Origin of the sequence: Curtobacterium flaccumfaciens pv. betae (assembly GCF_026241855.1) — a bacterium.
In the GTDB taxonomy this organism is placed as follows: domain Bacteria; phylum Actinomycetota; class Actinomycetes; order Actinomycetales; family Microbacteriaceae; genus Curtobacterium; species Curtobacterium flaccumfaciens.
In genome coordinates this window covers 1,669,794-1,688,048 of the sequence record NZ_JAPJDC010000001.1, presented here as the reverse complement: position 1 = coordinate 1,688,048, position 18,255 = coordinate 1,669,794, and the positions used below count along the sequence as shown (strand labels likewise).

13 protein-coding genes and 1 other RNA gene are annotated in these 18,255 nt (G+C 70.7%); 4 read left to right on the top strand and 10 right to left on the bottom strand.

Translation table 11 applies throughout. The features are described from left to right. Positions 1 to 137: 137 nt before the first annotated feature. Positions 138 to 1,562, top strand: a complete 1,425-nt coding sequence (gene glnA, locus ORG17_RS07975; protein ID WP_027465453.1) for a type I glutamate--ammonia ligase — start codon at positions 138 to 140, stop codon at positions 1,560 to 1,562. 456 nt (positions 1,563 to 2,018) lie between these two features. Here glnA (ORG17_RS07975) and ORG17_RS07970 read toward each other — a convergent pair whose 3' ends face one another. The 6 genes from ORG17_RS07970 to ORG17_RS07945 all read right to left on the bottom strand — a co-directional run bounded on the left by ORG17_RS07970 (position 2,019) and on the right by ORG17_RS07945 (position 11,780). Beyond that, positions 2,019 to 3,446, bottom strand: coding sequence for a UDP-glucose dehydrogenase family protein (locus tag ORG17_RS07970; RefSeq protein WP_051596711.1), 1,428 nt, complete (start codon positions 3,444 to 3,446; stop codon positions 2,019 to 2,021). Next, entirely contained in the window at positions 3,443 to 4,999 is a 1,557-nt protein-coding gene (locus ORG17_RS07965; RefSeq protein ID WP_214528079.1) for a glycosyl hydrolase, read from the bottom strand. The genes ORG17_RS07970 and ORG17_RS07965 overlap by 4 nt, the downstream gene beginning before the upstream one ends. Continuing rightward, entirely contained in the window at positions 4,992 to 6,626 is a 1,635-nt protein-coding gene (locus ORG17_RS07960) for a glycosyltransferase family 2 protein (RefSeq protein WP_214528080.1), read from the bottom strand. Before ORG17_RS07960 ends, ORG17_RS07965 begins: the two co-directional genes overlap by 8 nt. Before the next feature lie 547 nt (positions 6,627 to 7,173). Further along, entirely contained in the window at positions 7,174 to 10,125 is a 2,952-nt protein-coding gene (locus tag ORG17_RS07955) for a bifunctional [glutamine synthetase] adenylyltransferase/[glutamine synthetase]-adenylyl-L-tyrosine phosphorylase (RefSeq protein WP_214528081.1), read from the bottom strand. 36 nt (positions 10,126 to 10,161) lie between these two features. Continuing rightward, a complete protein-coding gene (gene glnA, locus ORG17_RS07950; protein ID WP_027465449.1) occupies positions 10,162 to 11,499 on the bottom strand; it encodes a type I glutamate--ammonia ligase in 1,338 nt (445 codons plus the stop codon). Positions 11,500 to 11,600: 101 nt separating this feature from the next. Continuing rightward, positions 11,601 to 11,780, bottom strand: coding sequence for an SPOR domain-containing protein (locus ORG17_RS07945; RefSeq protein WP_027465448.1), 180 nt, complete (start codon positions 11,778 to 11,780; stop codon positions 11,601 to 11,603). 150 nt (positions 11,781 to 11,930) lie between these two features. Between ORG17_RS07945 and map the strand changes: the two genes are divergently transcribed. The 3 genes from map to rnpB all read left to right on the top strand — a co-directional run bounded on the left by map (position 11,931) and on the right by rnpB (position 14,151). Beyond that, positions 11,931 to 12,794, top strand: coding sequence for a type I methionyl aminopeptidase (gene map / locus ORG17_RS07940; RefSeq protein ID WP_027465447.1), 864 nt, complete (start codon positions 11,931 to 11,933; stop codon positions 12,792 to 12,794). 41 nt (positions 12,795 to 12,835) lie between these two features. Beyond that, a complete protein-coding gene (gene ppgK, locus ORG17_RS07935) occupies positions 12,836 to 13,585 on the top strand; it encodes a polyphosphate--glucose phosphotransferase (protein ID WP_027465446.1) in 750 nt (249 codons plus the stop codon). A gap of 205 nt (positions 13,586 to 13,790) precedes the next feature. Further along, positions 13,791 to 14,151: RNase P RNA component class A (gene rnpB, locus ORG17_RS07930), an RNA gene on the top strand. 568 nt (positions 14,152 to 14,719) lie between these two features. Here the strand turns inward: rnpB and ORG17_RS07925 are convergent. From ORG17_RS07925 to ORG17_RS07910, 4 genes are all read right to left on the bottom strand, one after another. Next, complete coding sequence (locus tag ORG17_RS07925; RefSeq protein WP_214528139.1) at positions 14,720 to 15,454, bottom strand: zinc ribbon domain-containing protein; 735 nt, start codon at positions 15,452 to 15,454, stop codon at positions 14,720 to 14,722. 2 nt (positions 15,455 to 15,456) lie between these two features. Beyond that, positions 15,457 to 16,302, bottom strand: coding sequence for a Nif3-like dinuclear metal center hexameric protein (locus ORG17_RS07920; RefSeq protein ID WP_214528141.1), 846 nt, complete (start codon positions 16,300 to 16,302; stop codon positions 15,457 to 15,459). Between the two features lie 119 nt (positions 16,303 to 16,421). Beyond that, entirely contained in the window at positions 16,422 to 17,495 is a 1,074-nt protein-coding gene (locus tag ORG17_RS07915; RefSeq protein WP_214528143.1) for a hypothetical protein, read from the bottom strand. 107 nt (positions 17,496 to 17,602) lie between these two features. Continuing rightward, on the bottom strand, positions 17,603 to 18,208 hold the full coding sequence (locus ORG17_RS07910; RefSeq protein ID WP_214528145.1) for an RBBP9/YdeN family alpha/beta hydrolase: 606 nt from the start codon (positions 18,206 to 18,208) through the stop codon (positions 17,603 to 17,605). Positions 18,209 to 18,255 lie beyond the last annotated feature (47 nt).

Below are 18,255 nucleotides of genomic sequence, written 5' to 3'. Positions count from 1 at the left end.
CCCAGCGTAGGCGACGGCCCGGGCGTAACACGCCCGAAACAAACCAGTCATGTCCGGGAAACCCCGTGTCAATAGCCTCGTCGGAGGTGCCTTGACCGGTGCCTCCGACATCACCCAACCCATTGGAGATCGGCCCCATGTTCAGCGATTCCTCCGAGGTCCTGGCCTTCATCAAGGACACCGACGTCAAGTTCCTCGACATCCGCTTCACGGACCTGCCCGGTGTGCAGCAGCACTTCAACATCCCGGCATCCACCGTCGACGAGGACTTCTTCTCGGTCGGCCAGCTGTTCGACGGCTCCTCGATCCGTGGGTTCGCGTCGATCCACGAGTCCGACATGCAGCTGATCCCCGATGTCACCACGGCGTACGTCGACCAGTTCCGCGCCGAGCGCACGCTCATCATGATCTTCGACATCTACAACCCGCGGAACGGCGAGATCTACGGCCGTGACCCGCGCCAGGTGGCGAAGAAGGCCGAGAAGTACCTCGCGTCGACGGGCATCGCGGACACCGCGTTCTTCGCCCCCGAGGCCGAGTTCTACATCTTCGACGACGTCCGCTACTCGGTCACGCAGAACGAGTCCTTCTACGCGGTCGACTCCGAAGAGGGCGCCTGGAACACCGGTCGCGACGAAGAGGGCGGCAACCTCGCCAACAAGACCCCGTACAAGGGCGGCTACTTCCCCGTGTCGCCGGTCGACAAGACCGCCGACCTGCGCGACGACATCACCCTCAAGCTGATCGACGCCGGCTTCGAGCTCGAGCGCTCGCACCACGAGGTGGGCACGGGCGGCCAGCAGGAGATCAACTACAAGTTCGACACGATGGTCCACGCCGCGGACGACATCCTGAAGTTCAAGTACATCGTCAAGAACACCGCTGACCAGTGGGGCAAGGTCGCCACGTTCATGCCGAAGCCGCTCTTCGGCGACAACGGCTCGGGCATGCACACCCACCAGTCGCTCTGGTCGGACGGCAAGCCGCTCTTCTACGACGAGAACGGCTACGGCGGGCTGTCGGACCTCGCCCGCTGGTACATCGGCGGCATCCTGAAGCACGCCTCGGCGCTGCTCGCCTTCACCAACCCGTCGATCAACTCGTACCACCGACTGGTCAAGGGCTTCGAGGCACCGGTCAACCTGGTCTACTCGGCTGGCAACCGCTCGGCGGCGATCCGCATCCCGATCACGGGCACCAACCCGAAGGCCAAGCGCATCGAGTTCCGCGCGCCCGACGCCTCCGGCAACCCGTACCTGGCCTTCGCCGCACAGCTGATGGCGGGCCTCGACGGCATCCAGAACCGCATCGAGCCGCACGAGCCGGTCGACAAGGACCTCTACGAGCTCCCGCCGGAAGAGGCGAAGGGCATCCCCCAGGTCCCCGGCTCCCTCGACGAGGCGCTCGACGCGCTCGAGGCGGACCACGAGTTCCTCACGAAGGGCAACGTCTTCACCGAGGACCTCATCCAGACCTGGATCGACTACAAGCGTGAGAACGAGATCCTCCCGCTGGCCCAGCGCCCGCACCCGTTCGAGTACGAGCTGTACTTCGGCGTCTGAGTTCCGCTGACACCACACGAAGGGCCCCGCACCGTCAGGTGCGGGGCCCTTCGTCGTGCCGGCCACGTTTCGGGCTGGGCGACACCTCACGGGCTGCGCCGCCCGTGAGGTGTCGCCCAGCGCGAGAGAACGCGGCCACCGTCTGCTCGGGGTGCTGACGCGACCGCCTGGAGGCCCGGTGCCGGTCCGGCGGGCGGGCGCCGGGCCTCCAGGCGGTCGCGACGCACGTTCCTTCCCATCGCAGCTGGACTGGAAAGCGGAATCGGGCGTACCTGGTCAGAACTTCCGACCCGGTACGCCCGGTTCGACCCGGTACGCCCGGAACGACCAGGTACGCCCCATTCGACCACGTACGCCCGATTCGACCAGGAACGCCCGATTCGACCAGGTACGGCCCCGGGCGCACGGGAACGGGGCCCGCGCCGCCCGGCACGGACCCCGTCTCGCGAACGGTGACTAGCGGCTCGTGGCCAACGCGTCGTTCGTCCCCGCTGCGACGCTCACGGGTGCACCCGTGACCGGCGTGGGACGTCCCAGGGAACGGACGGTCCACCCCGCTTTCACCCAGTCGGAGACCGGGAGGCAGTTGCGCGCGTCGATGACGACGCGGCGCCCGACGAGGTCACCGAGGGCGACCGGGTCGGCGGTGATGATGTCGTCCCACTCGGTGAGTACGAGGACGACGTCGGCGCCCTCGATCGCGTCCGTCATCGAGGCGGCGTAGCTCAGCGTCGGGAACGAGCGCTTCGCGGGCTCCATCGCCTCGGGGTCCCAGAGCGTCACCTGCGCGCCGCGGAGGTGCAGCGCAGCGGCGACGTTCAGCGCCGGGGAGTCCCGGACGTCGTCGGTCAGGGGTTTGAACGCGGCACCGATGACGGCAACGCGACGGTTGAGCACCGATCCCCCGGCCGAGTCGATCGCCATGTCGATGACCCGCTGGCGCTGCCCCATGTTGATCTCGTCGACCTGCTGCATGAGGCCGACGACCTGGCCCGCGCCGATCTCGTTCGCGCGGTACATGAGCGCCCGGATGTCCTTCGGCAGGCAGCCGCCGCCGAAGCCGAGGCCGGCGTTCAGGAACTTCCGGCCGATGCGGGCGTCGTGGCCGAGGGCGTCGGCCAGCGTGGAGACGTCGGCACCGGTGATCGCGCACATCTCGGAGATCGCGTTGATGAACGAGATCTTCGTGGCGAGGAACGCGTTGGCGCTCACCTTGACGAGCTCCGCGGTGGCGAGGTCGGTGGTGATGACCGGCGTGCCCTCGCTGATCGGTGCCGCGTAGACCTCGCGGATCACGGCGTCGGCGGCCTCGGAGGCTCCGCCCCAGACCAGACGGTCCGGGTGCAGCGTGTCCTCGACGGCCTTGCCCTCGCGCAGGAACTCGGGGTTCCAGATGAGCTCCGCGTCGATGCCGGCGGGGGTGAACTCGCGGACGATGCCGCGGAGTCGCGATGCCGTGCCCACCGGGACCGTCGACTTGCCGACGATGAGGCCCGGGTGGGTGAGGTTCTCGGCGACACCACGGGTGGCGCTCTCCACGTAGGCAAGGTTCGCGGCGTGCGATCCGGCCTTCTGCGGTGTGCCGACGCAGACGAAGTGGACGTCCGCAGCGGCCACGGCCGAGGCGATGTCGGAGGTGAAGCGGAGCTTGCCGCTGGCGACGTGCTTCGTGATGAGCTCGGGCAGCCCGGGCTCGAAGAACGGGACCTCACCGGCGGACAGCGCGGCGAGCTTCGACGGGTCGATGTCGACGCCGATGGTCTCGAAGCCCATCTCGGCCATGGCGGCCGCGTGGGTGGCACCGAGGTAGCCGGTGCCGATGACGCTGATGACGGGTGCGGGACGGGTGTCGGCCGATGCGGTCGACTTCTTGGACTCGCTCATTGCGTGACCTCCTGCAGGTCGTAGTCGATGTCGTTGCGCTTGATGCCCTCGGCGAAGGCCTTGAGGGAATCGGCGCGGGAGTTGAGACGCCAGTCGTTCGTGGTGCGCTTGCCGTCGATGATGGTGGTCGCGGTCTCGCTGAAGTACGCGAAGCCGACGATGTCCTTGTTCGCGGGGTCCGCCAGCGCATCGAAGAGCGAGTTGATCCACTGCGTCTTCTGCGGGTTCGCGACACTCGTGCCGGTCTCGGTCGCCCCGATCTCGTTGAGCATGATGCCCTTGCCCGGCGCGATCTGCCGGAGCTGCGCGAGCGTCGCTCCGAAGGTCGTGGCGAACGTCGGCTGCTCGGTGGCGTCACGGTAATAGCCGCTCATGCCGACCCAGTCCACGTAGTCCGCACCCGGGTAGTACTGCTGCATGTACTCGAGCGTCTGGTACTTCGTGTTGCCGAGCTTGTCGATGCGGCTCGGGGACCAGTCCCAGATGACGTACTTGTTCGCGCCGTTCGCCTGGAAGACGTCGTGCACGTGCTTCCACATCTTCTTGTAGGAGCCGACGGGGTTCTTCTGGGCGTCACCCTCGGACCAGTTGTACCAGGAGCCGTTCATCTCGTGGTCGAGACGGATGACCATCGGCTGCCCGTTGGCCGCAAGCGCCTTGGCGTACTTCGTCAGGTAGGCGTCGAACGACCCACCGGAGATGTCGTCGTTCGTGTACCCGGGGACGTACTTCTGGTCGTTGCCGGCCTGCGCCGGCACCGTCTCCCACGTCATGAGGGGGACGCGGCCGTTGGCCCAGGAGCGCTGCACCGCGGTGGCGTTGAACTCCTGGTCGAAGCCCTGGAAGAAGCCGGTCATGTTCGACGCGGTGCCGACCTGACGGGAGACCTCGTCGTACTCGGCCCAGTTGAACGGGGACTGCGCGGTGTACAGGCCGTACCAGCGCGACTGCTGGCTGAGGATCTCGGCCTTCGTCGGCGTGACGACCGGGGTGGCACCCGGGTCGGTCGAGGGGCCGGGGTTCGGCTTCGACCCACCGCCGTTGCCCGAACCCGAACCCGAACCGCTGCCCGACCCGTTGTCCGACGAACCCGAACCGGACCCGCCGGCGGAACCGGCACCGGACCCGCCGGAACCCGAGCCACCGCTGCCGGAGCCCGCGGCGTTGACGTTGGACGAGCCTCCCGAGCTCTTCGCGGCACCGAGCTGGGACTGCAGCGACGCGATCTGCGCCTTGAGTTCCGAGATCTGGTCGCCGCGCGACCCGGCCTGGGCCGTGCGGGAGTCGAGCTTGCCCTCGAGCGACCAGATGCGCTCCTGGGCGGCGTCGAGCTGCGTCTGCAGCTCGGCGGCGGACACCTTCTTGGCCTTCGGCGCCTCGACGCCGAGCGCCTGGTGCACGGCGGTCGAGACGGGGCCGGTGGGCGAGATCCACACCGACCAGGTGATGAGGCCGAGCGCTAGCACGATGGCCGTCGTGCCGATGGCCGTCCGGCGGGCGTGCTTGCTGGACTGCGCCCACCAAGCACTCGAGGAACGGATGATGTCAGACAATGAGGAACGCCTCCAGGGCGAAGATCGCGATGCCGATCACGTACGGGATCGCTGCGTACGGGTTGTACCGGCGGGCTCGGGCGGGGGCCGGCGCGGCTGCTCGCTGGGCCTCCTGCTGCGCGACCGCGGCTGCGGCCTCGCGGCGGGTGGCGAGGACGGTGGTGGTGGAGTTGGTCGCCGCGTCGGCGCCGAAGAGCTCGTCGAACGCGCGGTCGACGGCCACCTGGTCGACGGTGTCGAGCTGAGCGGACGACCCCGAACCCACCGAGCCTGCGTCCGCGCCGTTCATCCGGGCACGTTCGGCGTCGATCGGGCTGACCGGGATCTGCGCCGTGGCGGACAGCGGCTGGACGGCGTCCGACGGGTCCTCCTGCATCGGACCACCGGCGTAGGCGCCGGCTCGGGTCCCCCAGCCGGACGCGTGCGCCAGACGGAAGAAGCCGATGAGCCGGATCGGCATCAGGAAGAACGTCGACACGATGATGAACATCGGCAGGCGGAAGAAGTCGCTCGGCTTCTCGGACAGGTGTCGCATCTGGCGGATCGCCATGCTCAGCACGCTCGAGATCACCATGAGCGCCGCGACGTAGACGAAGCCGGTCGAGAAGCCGTACTGCGACAGGATGCCCTGGTACAGGTTCTCGCCCTGACCGGTGAAGGCGCGGTAGATCCAGCCCGCGATCACGCCGAAGAGCATGAACGGCAGGATGATGTCGGTGATGAAGAACGCCGCCAGGATCGGGGCGTGGCCGAGCATCCACGGCAGCATCCGCAGCGTGTTGTACTGCGAGCCGCGGGCCCAGCGCAGCTGCTGCTTGAACAGCTTCTTCACCTGCAGCGGGGCGTCCGTGTAGACCAGCGAGGTGTACTGGTAGACGGTCCGGTACCCCTCCTTGAGCGTGAGGTTCGTCAGCGTCCGGTCGTCGGAGACCTCGAGGAACACGCCCATGAACTTCTCGTGCATGAACCGGTCCATCACCCGTATGAGGATGCTCCGGCGGAACGCGATGGTGCGCCCGGGCAGGCAGCCGATCTGCCCGAGGACACTCTGTGCCGGCATCGAGTAGAGCGCCCGCGAGTTCTCGAGCCAGTCGGCCCAGCGGGTGATCCAGCTGCGCTCCGGCTCGAGGATGCGCTGCCGGGTCGTGACGCCACCGACGGACTCGTCGGCGAACGGCCGGAGGAGTTCCTCGAGCGCGCCGGGGGTCCAGACGGTGTCGGAGTCGACCAGCACGGTGATGTCGCCGTTGGACATCTCGGTGCCGACCTTGACGGCGTTGCGCTTGCCCGGGATGGGCGTGTGGGTCCAGCGGACGAGTGGGGCGAACTCGTCGCAGACCTCTTCGAGCGCCTCGTTGCGAGCACCGTTGATGACGACGATGATCTCGCCGGGCTGCTGCTCGACCATGCGGCCGATGACGTCGCGGAACAGGTCGAGCGGTTCGTCCACGACGGGGACGACGACGCTGGTGGTACCGACGAAGGTGCCGGTGAAGGGGCGGTAGCGGGCGGAGATGACGACCTTGAGCAACCAGAGCAACCAGATCACCGCGGAGTACACGGCGAACAGGTAGAACTCGGGGTGCCCTTCGACCATCTGCCTGATCTGCAGAATGAAGGTGAACACTGATCCCTGCTTCAACGTTCGAGGTGGAGATTCCGCTTCATCGGGGAATCAGGGCCGGTTCGGGTGATGCCATTGATGCAGAACCTGAACGCGCGCGCAACGCGGCCCCCGTCCGGGGGCGTTACGGGCGCGTTACGGGGTACACACTGGTCCCCCTCTCGGCCGGTCGGAGCGGTCCCCCGTCGTGCTGACAGCACTCCTGCGGACCGCGCGACCGCGGAGGCTCACCTCGATGGGCGACAGGTGCGGTCTGGAGGCACGGGTCGGGTGCGGTGGAAAGCCCTGGTCAGCAGGTGGTCTCGTGGCGTGTCGGGGGGCACCGGAAATGGTCCCCTGGCGGTCCGGTGGGAGTTCGGTCACGACGCGGTAACGAGATGGACTCTGTTTCGAACAGGGGTACGAACGGGGTGCCGTCGGGGGACGCCCCTCGACACGGGGAATTAACCTTCGACGGCGGCTCAGGTCGGGCCCGTCCGGAGACGTCCGGGCGTGTCGCGGGCGACGCAGCGTCCCGTCGCAGGCGACGCGGCGTCCTGTCGCGGGCGGGTCAGGCGCCGTAGAACTCGCGCTCGAACACCTGTCGGGCGCGCCGCGTGACGCCGAGGTAGTCGTCCTCGAGGCGGCTCGCGGAGCCCGGCGGGTACTCCATCAGACGGGCGACACCCTCGAGCTGGACGCGGTCGACGGGCAGGACGTCGGTGGTCTTCCCCGACCACAGCACGAGGGCACTCCGGGTGCGCGATGCGAAGCGCCAGGCGGCCCCGAGCCGCTCGCCGTCCTCGGCGCCGACGAGTCCGGCGTCGACCGCGGCGTCGAGCGCCTCGAGCGTCGACGTGGTGCGGAGCGACGGGATCTCGAGCGCGTGCTGCAGCTGCAGGAGCTGCACGAACCACTCGACGTCGCTGAGCGATCCCCGGCCGAGCTTGAGGTGCCGGGCCGGGTCGGCGCCGCGGGGCAGCCGCTCCGACTCCACGCGGGCCTTGATGCGGCGGACCTCGCGCACCTGGTGGTCGTCGATCCGCTCGGGGTACCGGGTGCGGTCGGCGAGGTGCTCGAAGTCACGCAGGAGTTGCGCGTCGCCGACGGCCCCGCGGGCGCGGAGGAGCGCCTGCGCCTCCCACGTGAGCGACCAGCGGGCGTAGTAGGCGCCGTAGGACTCGAGTGTCCGCACGACGGGACCGTTCTTGCCCTCGGGGCGCAGGTCGATGTCGAGGTCGAGCGGGTGGATCGTGTCCTCGGTCAGGCGGTTGAGCTCGCGCACGATGGTCTGGGCGGTCCGGGAAGCGACCTCGGGGGCCAGCTCGGGTGCGCGGTACACGTACAGCACGTCGGCGTCCGAGCCGAAGCCGAGCTCCCGCCCGCCGTACCGGCCCATCGCGATGATCCCGAACTCGAAGCCCTCGGGGGCGTCACGGCGCGCGAGCGCGAGGGCACCGGCAAGGGTGGCCTCGGTGACGTCGCTCAGGGCCGGGCCGAGGCCGTCGACGTCGAGCGAGCCGAGCACGGCGGCCATGCCGAGCCGCAGGGTCTCCCGACGTCGGGTCGACCGGAGCAGCGCCGCGGAGCCGTCGACGTCGTTGCCGTGCCGGGCGGTGGTCGCGGTCATCTCGGCGAGCAGGGCGTCGATCGGCCGCGGACGCAGCAGGGCCTCGGGTTCGTCGAGCCAGGCGACCGCCTCGGGGAACCGCTCGAGCAGCCCGGACAGGAACGCCGACTCGGACAGCACCGTGGTGAGCGAGTGCGCGGCACCGGACGAGTCGCGCAGCATGCGGAGGAACCAGCTCGACTCCCCCAGGCCGTCGCTCAGCCGCCGGAAGGCCAGCAGCGCACGATCCGGTGCCGGCCCCTCGGCCATCCAGCGCAGGAGCACCGGGAGCAGGTTCCGCTGGATCGCAGCACGCCGGCTCGTGCCCTGCGTCAGGGCGCGGATGTGGCCGACGGCTCCGGCGGGGTCGACGAAACCGACGCCCGCGAGCCGGTCGACGACCTGGTCGTTGGTCAGGACGATCTCGTCCTCGGTCGAGGCCACGGCGGACAGCAGCGGCCGGTAGAACAGGCGCTCGTGCAGCCCGCGGACCTCGAGCTTCACGGCACGCCAGCGGGCCTCGAGCGCCGGGGCCGACGCGGCGACACCGCTCGACCGGGCGAGCACCCGTAGTTCCTCTTCGTCGGAGGGCATCAGGTGCGTCCGCTGCAGGCGCCGGAGCTGGATGCGGTGCTCGAGCACCCGGAGCAGGGCGTAGTCCGGCCCGAACCGAGCGGCCTCGGCACGGCCGACGTACCCGGCGTCGGTCAGGGCGTCCATCGCCTCGAGCGTCGACCGGACCCGCACGGACGGGTCGTCGCGGCCGTGCACGAGCTGCAGCAGCTGCACGGTGAACTCGACGTCCCGCAGGCCGCCGGGGCCGAGCTTGAGCTGCCGGTCGACGTCGGCGTCGGGGATGTGCTCGGTCACCCGCTCGCGCATCCGTTGCACCGACTCGACGAAGCCCGGCCGGGTGGAGGAGTTCCACACGAACGACGCGACGGCCTCGGCGTACCGGGCACCGAGGTCGGCGGACCCGGCGATCGGCCGGGCCTTGAGCAGCGCCTGGAACTCCCACCCCTTCGCCCAGCGCTCGTAGTACGCCACGTGCGAGTCGAGGGTGCGCACGAGCGCGCCGTCCTTGCCCTCGGGCCGGAGGTTCGCGTCGACCTCCCACAGGGCGGGCTCGGCGGCGAGGTCGGTGATCGCGTGCATGGCGGCGATCGCGATGCGGGTCGAGACCAGCACGGCCCGGTCGGTGAGGACGTCGTCGGTGGGCTCGGTGACGAAGATGACGTCGACGTCGCTGACGTAGTTGAGCTCGCGCGCACCGGCCTTGCCCATCGCGATCACGGCGAGCGGCGTGGCCGCGACGTCGGCCGCGGGGAACGGCACCTCGCGCCGCGCGATGTCGACCGCCGCGTCGAGGGTGGCTCCCGCCAGGTCGGCGAGTCCGGCAGCCACGGCCGGGAACGCGTCCGTCGGCACGGGGTGCAGCACGTCGAACAGGGCGATCTGGGCCAGGTGCCGGCGGTAGCGCACGCGCAGGCGCATCCGGGCGTCCTCACCCGTGGTGCCGTCGACGGCCTCGGTCAGCGACGCCGTGTACCGCTCCTGCGACCACGGTTCGCCGACCGGTTCGAGCAGCAGGGCGAGCTCCGCAGGACGTCGGTGCAGGAACTCCCCGAGACCGATCGAGGCGCCGAGCAGGCGGACCAGGCGCTCGGTCGCCGCGTCGTCCGTCAGGACGGGGCGGAGCTCGTCCGGCGCGCGCTCGAGCAGCCGCTCGAGCATCCGCAGGGCGCCGTCCGGATCAGCGGTGCCGCCCCAGAGCGCGGCAGACCCGGCGACCGGCAGCGGCACGTCGGGGCCGAACCGGGCCTCCAGGTCGGCAGCCCGCTCGAGGCTCTCCGACAGCTCCGCGAACCCCAGACGGGCCAGCTCCGAACGTGACGTCGTCGTCCGACCGGTCATGTGGAACGTGCTCCCGAGGGGTCAGGGCGCTCGGCTCTAGAGCGCGCCGAGGTTGGTGTCGAGCTCGAACGGGGTGACCTGGTCGCGGTATCGCTTCCACTCCTGCCGCTTGTTGAGCAGCACGAAGTTGAACACCTGCTCGCCGAGGGTCTCGGCCACCAGCTCGGAGTCCTCCATGAGGCTCAGGGCGTGGTCGAGGCTCGCGGGCAACTGGCTGTAGCCCAGGGCCCGGCGCTCCGAGTCGCTGAGGCTCCAGACGTTGTCCTCGGCCTCGGCGGGGAGCTCGTACTCTTCCTCGATGCCCTTGAGGCCGGCGGCGAGCAGCAGCGAGTACGCCAGGTACGGGTTCGCCGCCGAGTCGATGCCGCGGTACTCGATGCGCGAGGACTGGCCCTTGTTCGGCTTGTAGAGCGGCACGCGCACCAGGGCCGAGCGGTTGTTGTGGCCCCAGGTCACGAAGGACGGGGCCTCGTCGCCGCCCCAGAGCCGCTTGTACGAGTTGACGAACTGGTTCGTCACCGCGGTGATCTCCGGCGCGTGCTTGAGCACGCCGGCGATGAAGTGCTTGGCCGTCTGCGACAGCTGGTACTGGCCACCGGCCTCGTAGAAGGCGTTCTGGTCGCCCTCGAACAGCGACACGTGGGTGTGCATGCCGGAACCGGGCTGGCCGGAGATCGGCTTCGGCATGAACGTCGCGTAGACGCCCTGCTCGATCGCGACTTCCTTCACCACGGTGCGGAACGTCATGATGTTGTCCGCCATCGTCAGCGCGTCGGCGTAGCGGAGGTCGATCTCGTTCTGCCCGGGGCCGGCCTCGTGGTGCGAGAACTCGACCGAGATGCCGAGGTCCTCGAGCATCCGGACCGACCGGCGACGGAAGTCGTGCGCGCTGCCGCCGGGGACGTTGTCGAAGTAGCCGGCCTGGTCGACGGGCTGCGGGCCGCCGTCCTTCCACTCGCGGCTCTTCAGCAGGTAGAACTCGATCTCGGGGTGCGTGTAGAACGTGAACCCGCGGTCGCTCGCCCGCGCCAGGGTGCGCTTCAGCACGTTGCGGGGGTCGGCCACGGCGGGCTGCCCGTCCGGCGTCGTGATGTCGCAGAACATCCGCGCGGTGGGGTCGATCTCGCCGCGCCACGGCAGGATCTGGAAGGTCGAGGGGTCCGGGTGCGCCAGGACGTCGGCCTCGTACGAACGGGTGAGGCCCTCGATCGCGGAGCCGTCGAACCCGATGCCCTCGGCGAACGCGCCCTCGACCTCGGCCGGGGCGATCGCCACCGACTTCAGCGTCCCGATGACGTCCGTGAACCAGAGTCGGATGAACTTGATGCCGCGCTCCTCGATGGTGCGGAGCACGAAGTCCGTCTGCTTGTCCATGCACGACCTTTCCGTGTATCGGGTGGCCGCTGGCGGGCCTCGTCCCAGGCTAGTGGTCCGGCGGTGTGCGCGGGGCGTCACCGGGGCGCCGCCCGCGGTGCTCAGCGGTCCTCGGCGTCCCACTTCTCGTTGTTCGCGGCGATGCGGTCGAGCGCGTGCTGCGCCTCTTCTCGCGTCGCGAACGGACCGATCCGGTCACGCTGCGGGGACTGCGGGCCCTGCTCGACCTGGCCGGTCTTGTCGTTGAACCACCACTGGGACTCGATGCGGTCTTCGCTCATGCCGCCCACCGTACCCACGCAACCGTCTGGAGGCCCGGTGCCGGTCCGGCGGACCGGCACCGGGCCTCCAGGCAGTCACGCCCACCGGCGTCGGGCCGCACCGTGGGGCGGTTGCGTTCGGCGCGTCGCGCCGCGGCTAGAGTGGTCCGCATGCCCCGGGACGAACACGGACACCTGACCGCCGGCCGCATCTCCCCGCACCGCGCCGTCCCGAAGGACATCGAGCGTCCGGAGTACGTCGGGAAGGTCGAGCCCCACGAGCACGGTCTCGGTGACACCTACACACCGGACGAGGTCGAGCGCATCCGCGTCGCCGGACGCATCGCGTCGCAGGCCATCGACGCCGTCGGCGAGGCCATCCGCCCCGGTGTGACCACCGACGAGCTGGACCGGATCGGGCACGAGTTCGTCGTCGCACACGGCGCCTACCCCTCCACGCTCGGGTACCGCGGCTACCCGAAGTCGCTCTGCTCGAGCCTCAACGAGGTCATCTGCCACGGCATCCCCGACGACACCGTCCTGCAGGAGGGCGACCTCGTCAACATCGACATCACCGCCTACAAGGACGGCATGCACGGCGACACGAACCGCACGTTCGTCGTCGGGCAGGCAGCACCCGAGGTGTCGGACCTGGTGACACGCACCGAAGAGGCACTGCGTCGCGGCATCAGGGCCGTCGCCCCGGGCCGGCAGGTCAACGTGATCGGTCGTGCCATCGAGGCGTACGCGAAGCGCTTCGGCTACGGCGTCGTCCGCGACTACACCGGACACGGCGTCGGTCGTGCCTTCCACTCCGGCCTGATCATCCCCCACTACGACGCACCGCAGTACGACACGGTGATCGAACCCGGCATGGTGTTCACCATCGAACCCATGCTCACGCTCGGCGGCATCGAGGCCGACATCTGGTCCGACGACTGGACGGTCTCGACCCGTGACAAGTCGTGGACCGCGCAGTTCGAGCACACCCTCGTCGTCACCGAACGCGGCGCGGAGCTCCTCACCGTCTCCTGACCGGACACCTCCGGCAGGCAACCGAAAGGCACGACAACCTCATGACCTCCCTCGCAGTCGGCGTCGACATCGGTGGTACGGGCATCAAGGGCGCGATCGTCGACGTCGCGTCCGGCGCCCTCACCACGGACCGCATCAAGAAGGCCACGCCCGAGGGCGGGAAGCCCCAGGACATCACGGCGGTGGTCAAGGAGATCATCGGCGAGCTCGCCCCCGGTGACGACGTCCCCGTCGGCGTCTGCTTCCCGGCGATCGTGCGGGACGGCAAGACGATGTCCGCCGCGAACGTGTCGAAGAAGTGGATCGGCTTCGAGGCCGAGGCACTGTTCGAGAAGGAACTCGGCCGCTCCATCCACTTCGTCAACGACGCCGACGCCGCCGGGTTCGCCGAGCAGCAGTTCGGCGCGGCCAAGGGCAAGGACGGGCTGGTCATCGTGACGACGCTCGGCACCGGCATCGGCACCGCGCTCATCAACGACGGCGTGCTCATCGTCAACTCGGAGCTCGGGCACCTGGAGATCGAGGGGCACGATGCCGAGTCGCGCGCCTCGTTCGCCGCCAAGGAGCGCGACGACCTGTCGTGGAAGCACTGGGCGAAGCGCCTGCAGAAGTACTACTCGACGCTCGAGGCCCTGCTCTCCCCCGAGCTCTTCGTCGTCGGCGGCGGGGTCTCGAAGCAGTACGAGGAGTTCCTCCCGCTGCTCGATCTGCAGGCCGACATCATCCCCGCGACGCTCCGCAACAACGCCGGCATCATCGGCGCCGCGACCCTGGCGGCGCGCAGCGTCTAGTCCTCGTTGCGGGCGTGCCTGGTCGCGGGCGCTGGTGGCGGGCGTCCCTGATCGCGGGCGTGCCTGCTAGCGGCTGTACCTGGTCGAATCGGGCGTACCTGGTCGGAACTCCCGACCAGGTACGCCCGTTCTCATCAGGTACGCGTGTCGGTGCGGCTCCCCTCGCATCGGGCACCGCGGAGCCGGGTAGACTCGCTCCAGCGAATGGGTCGGTGAGACGGTCGCGTCGCTCCCCCGGGAGCGCCGAGGAACGTCCGGGCTCCACAGAGCAGGGCGGTGGGTAACACCCACCCGGAGCAATCCGCGAGACAGTGCCACAGAAAGCAGACCGCCGGCGGAGACGTCGGTAAGGGTGAAACGGTGGTGTAAGAGACCACCAGGGGTCCGGGTGACCGGATCCGCTCGGTAAACCTCGCCCGGAGCAAGGTCAGACAGAGGACGTTGAGGCTGCTCGCCGAGTCCTCGGGTAGACCGCTGGAGGCCGACGGCAACGTCGGTCCGAGAGAGATGGCCGTCACCGCCGTGCAAGCGGCGGGACAGAACCCGGCGTACGGCCGGCCCATTCGCCCCCTTCTCCGTGCCGCGTTGGCCCGCGCAGGCGGTCACGACTCCCCGCTCGGGTCTGCCGAGTGGTCACCAACGGTCGGCCGGCAGGACCGCAGCCGACGGTTCGTGACCTCTCGGCGGCACGCCCCCGACGCGTTGCGACCAGCGCACGACGGTCAGGAGGCGCGGTGCTGCGCCGCCACGGGCCTCCCGTCAGGCGGCGCGCGCACCGCGCGCGGTTACGACTCCCCGCTCAGGTCCGCCGAGTGGTCACCAACCGTCGGCCGGCGGGACCGCAGCCGACAGTTCGTGACCTCTCGGCGGCACGCACCCGACGCGTTGCGACCAGCCCACGACGGGCCGGAGGCGCAGTGCTGCGCCGCCACGGGCCTCCCGTCAGGCGCCGCGCGCGGTCACGACTCCCCGCTCAGGTCCGCCGAGCGGTCACCAACGGTCGGCCGGCGGGACCGCAGCCGACGGTTCGTGACCTCTCGGCGGCACGCCCCCGACGCGTTGCGACCAGCGCACGACGGTCAGGAGGCGCGGTGCCAGCTGGCACCGCGCCTCCGCCACGGACGTCGCTCGCGACTACAGCCCGGACTCGGCCGTCCGCACCAGGATCGCGTCGCTGTCGGGGCACAGCACCACGTCGTCGGGCGCAGCCCGGCGGATGGTCTGCAGGTCGGAGTTGTTGAGCGCCACGCCCGAGGCCGTCGACACGCCACCCTGCAGCAGCGAGGCGCCGAAGCCGTAGCGCGCCCGCTGCCGGTCGTACAGGGCCAGCAGCTCCGCCGGCACCTTCGCAGCGACGTCGGCGCGGGCCTGCTCGGCCGACTCGCGGTCGGCCGTGAGCCGGGCGATCTCCGCGTCGCGCTCGGCGACCAGACCAGCGCGGGCGGCCTCGACGTCGGCGAGCTTCGCCTCGATGTCGCCGACCCGGGCGCGGAGCCCGTCGAGGTTCTCCATGATCTCGAGCTCGGCGGTCTCGAGGCCGCCGATGCGCCGCTGCAGCGAGTCGAGCTCACTCTGCAGTCCGGCGGCGTCCTTCGCGTTCGCGACGTTCTGCAGCATCGTGGTGTCGCGTTCGACACGGGCCTGTGCCACAGCGGTGTCGGACTCCAGGCGGGCGAGGTCGCGCTCGGCGTCCTCGACCTCGCCGGTGGCGGCGACGAGTTCGCTCCGGAGCGCCGCGGCCTGCTTGCTCAGCTCGGTCAGCTGGTCGCCCTTCTGCAACGACGTGATGCGGTGCGCGATGCGGGTGACGTCGTTGTCGAGACGCTGGACGTCGAGGAGGATGACCTGGTCCTCGGGTGCTGCCTTCATGGTCAGGCTCCTTCTGTGGGGGTGGTGGGTTCGGCGGCCGGCAGGACGGCGAAGTCCCACGGGTCGGTGCGGAGGTCGCTCACGGTGACGCGGACCCCGGCCCGGGTGCGCAGCTGCTCGGCGGCGACGTCGAGCCAGAGCCACTCGGTGGCCCAGTGCGAGGTGTCGATGAGCGCAGGTCCGCCGCCGAGCAGCGCCTGTTCGCGGAACTCCGAGGCCGGGTGGTGCCGCAGGTCGCTCGTGATGTAGACGTCGGCGTCGAGCACGGCGGGGTGGCCGAGCAGCGAGTCCCCCGCACCCGCGCAGAGCGCCACGGTGCGGACGGGCTGGTCGAAGTCACCGGAGACGCGGACCCCGGTGGCCGTGGGCGGCAGCAGGTCGACGAGCTTCCGGGCGAGGGCGCCGAGGGTCGTCCCCTCGGGCAGCACCCCGACTCGGCCGATGCCCGTGTCGGGGTCGGCTCCGGCGTCGAGCGGTCGCTGCTCGGTGAGACCGAGTCGGTCGGCGAGGACGGCCGAGGTGCCGGTCGTCACGACGTCGGCGTTGGTGTGCGCCGCGAGCAGGGCGCTGCCGCCACGCACCAGGGTTGCGAGGACGCTGCCCTTGTAGGTCGACTCGGCGATCGTCGTCACCCCGCGCAGCAGCAGCGGGTGGTGCGTGAGCAGGAGCCCGGCACCGAGTTCGACGGCTTCACGGGCGGTGGCCGGCACCGCGTCGACGGCGAGGTGCACGTGCTCGACGGTGGCGTTCGGGTCGCCTGCGACGAGCCCGACGGAGTCCCACGACTCGGCACCGGCGGCGGGCCACAGGTCCTCGATCACGGCCTGGAGTTCGCGGAGCGTCGGCATCCCGTCAGTGTACCGAGGCGACCGCCCCGGACGGGGCAGCCGGTCCGTGTGGGGTGATCCGGGCCTCCAGGCAGTGCAGCCGACGGCAGTGCAGCCGACGGCGTCGTGGCCGCAAGCCGTCAGCGACGACCGAGCAGGCCGAGCAGCCGGTCGACGAGTCGCGACCACCAGCCGGCCGGGGCCGGCGCTGCCGCCGTGGCGGTGTCGGCTTCCGCTGCCTGCGCGACGGGGGCCGGGACCACGGGTGCGGCGACGGCGTCCGGCAGGACGACCGGCGTGCTGGCGGTGACGCCCTGGTGCGCGGTGAGCGCGGCGGCGAAGGCCGCGCGGTCGATGACCGTCGGCCCGGTGGCGGGCAGGACGAGCGGGGTGGGTCGCGTGGCCGCGGACACCGGGGACACGGCCGGGAGGCCCAGCACCGGTCGGACGGGTTCGTCGCGTTCCGGGGTGACGAGTTCCACCACCGGTGCGGCTTCCGGTGCGGGTGCCTGCTCTGCTGCGGGGACGCTCCGTGCTGCGCGGGTCGGCACGGGGGCCGCCCGGGTGACGAGCGCCACGGGAGCGGTCGCTGCGCGGCGGGCTGCGGCGCGGTCGCGGCGGTCCGCCTCGGCGGCGGCATCGGTCAGCAGGTCGGCGAAGACGGTGTGGGCGAAGGCGCGGGCGGCCGTCACCTCGGGGTCCTCCGAGCCGGCGACGGTGGCCTCCCACGCGGCGAGGCGAGCGAGGTCCTCGTCACGGCGGCGGACCTCGTCCTCGAGCAGGACGATGCGCTCGATGCTGCTGCGGCCGGTGGACGACGAGACCTCAACCGCGAGGTCCTCGATGCGCAGGGCCAGACGCTCCGGCGGCTCCGGGAACGACGGGGCGCAGACCGCGGCGTGGCGGGCGCGGTCGCGGCGGAACGCAGGGGCGGCGGGTGCCGACGGGGTGGTCTCATCGGCCGGGGTCGTCTCGTCAGCCGGGGCCGGGGTGGCGACGTGCGCCGCAGCGGTCGTCGGGTCGACGGCCGCTTCGTCGGCGGTCGAGGTGCTGATAGCGGGGTGTCCGGGGCGCTGCACGGGGCCGGTGACGGGCGGGACGACGAGGTCCGGCACGTACGGGGCGCGGGTCGCCGGTGCGTCGCGGAGCCACTCCTCGAGCTCGCGGCCGAACGGGTCCACGAGCGGGGTGCGTGCGCCGGACTGGGTCTCCATGCTCGAAGGATAAATATCGCGCGGGCCGAAATGCGGGACATCCGCGGAGTGTCGCTGCGCCGCCTGCCATATCGGAGCGGAGTTGAGCGGCGTGTCGCGTGCCGTGGTCACCGGGCTGGGCGGAGGCCGTCCTCGAACGCCCGCAGCAGTTCCCGTCCAGCCGACCACGCACCGACACCACTGGCGACGTTCACGTGCCCGAGGGCACCGACACGGACGACGTCCGCTCCCATGACGTCGGCGAACACGACGCCCCGGTCCGCGCTGCAGTACGGGTCGTCGTCGCTCACGACGAGGCGCGTCGGGACCTGCTGGGCCGGGGGCACCGGGCGCGGTGCCACGAAGCCCGAGGCCTCGGCCGGGAACGCGGCACCGAGCGGGTCGGGCGGGGCAACGAGGAAGGCACCGGCGACGAGCGCGGGAGCGTCCGCCGTGGTGGCGAGCCAGTCGGCGACGGCCAGGACGCCGAGGCTGTGGGCGATGAGGACCGGGGGCTCCGTGCACGAGGCCACGGCCGCGGAGATCGCGGCGCGCCAGTCGTCGGGCTCCGGGTCGCTCCACGAGGTGGGGGCGATGCGGACGGCGGCGCGCTGAGGGTGACGGTCGTGCTGGTCGTGCTCGTCCTGCTGCTCCCGCTCCCAGACGGACTGCCAGTGGTCCGGGCCCGAGTTCCAGATGCCGGGGACGATCACCCACGGTCGCGGTCTGCTCACCCGGGCAGCGTAGCGAACCGGCGAGGCCCCGATCCGGAGTGTGACGC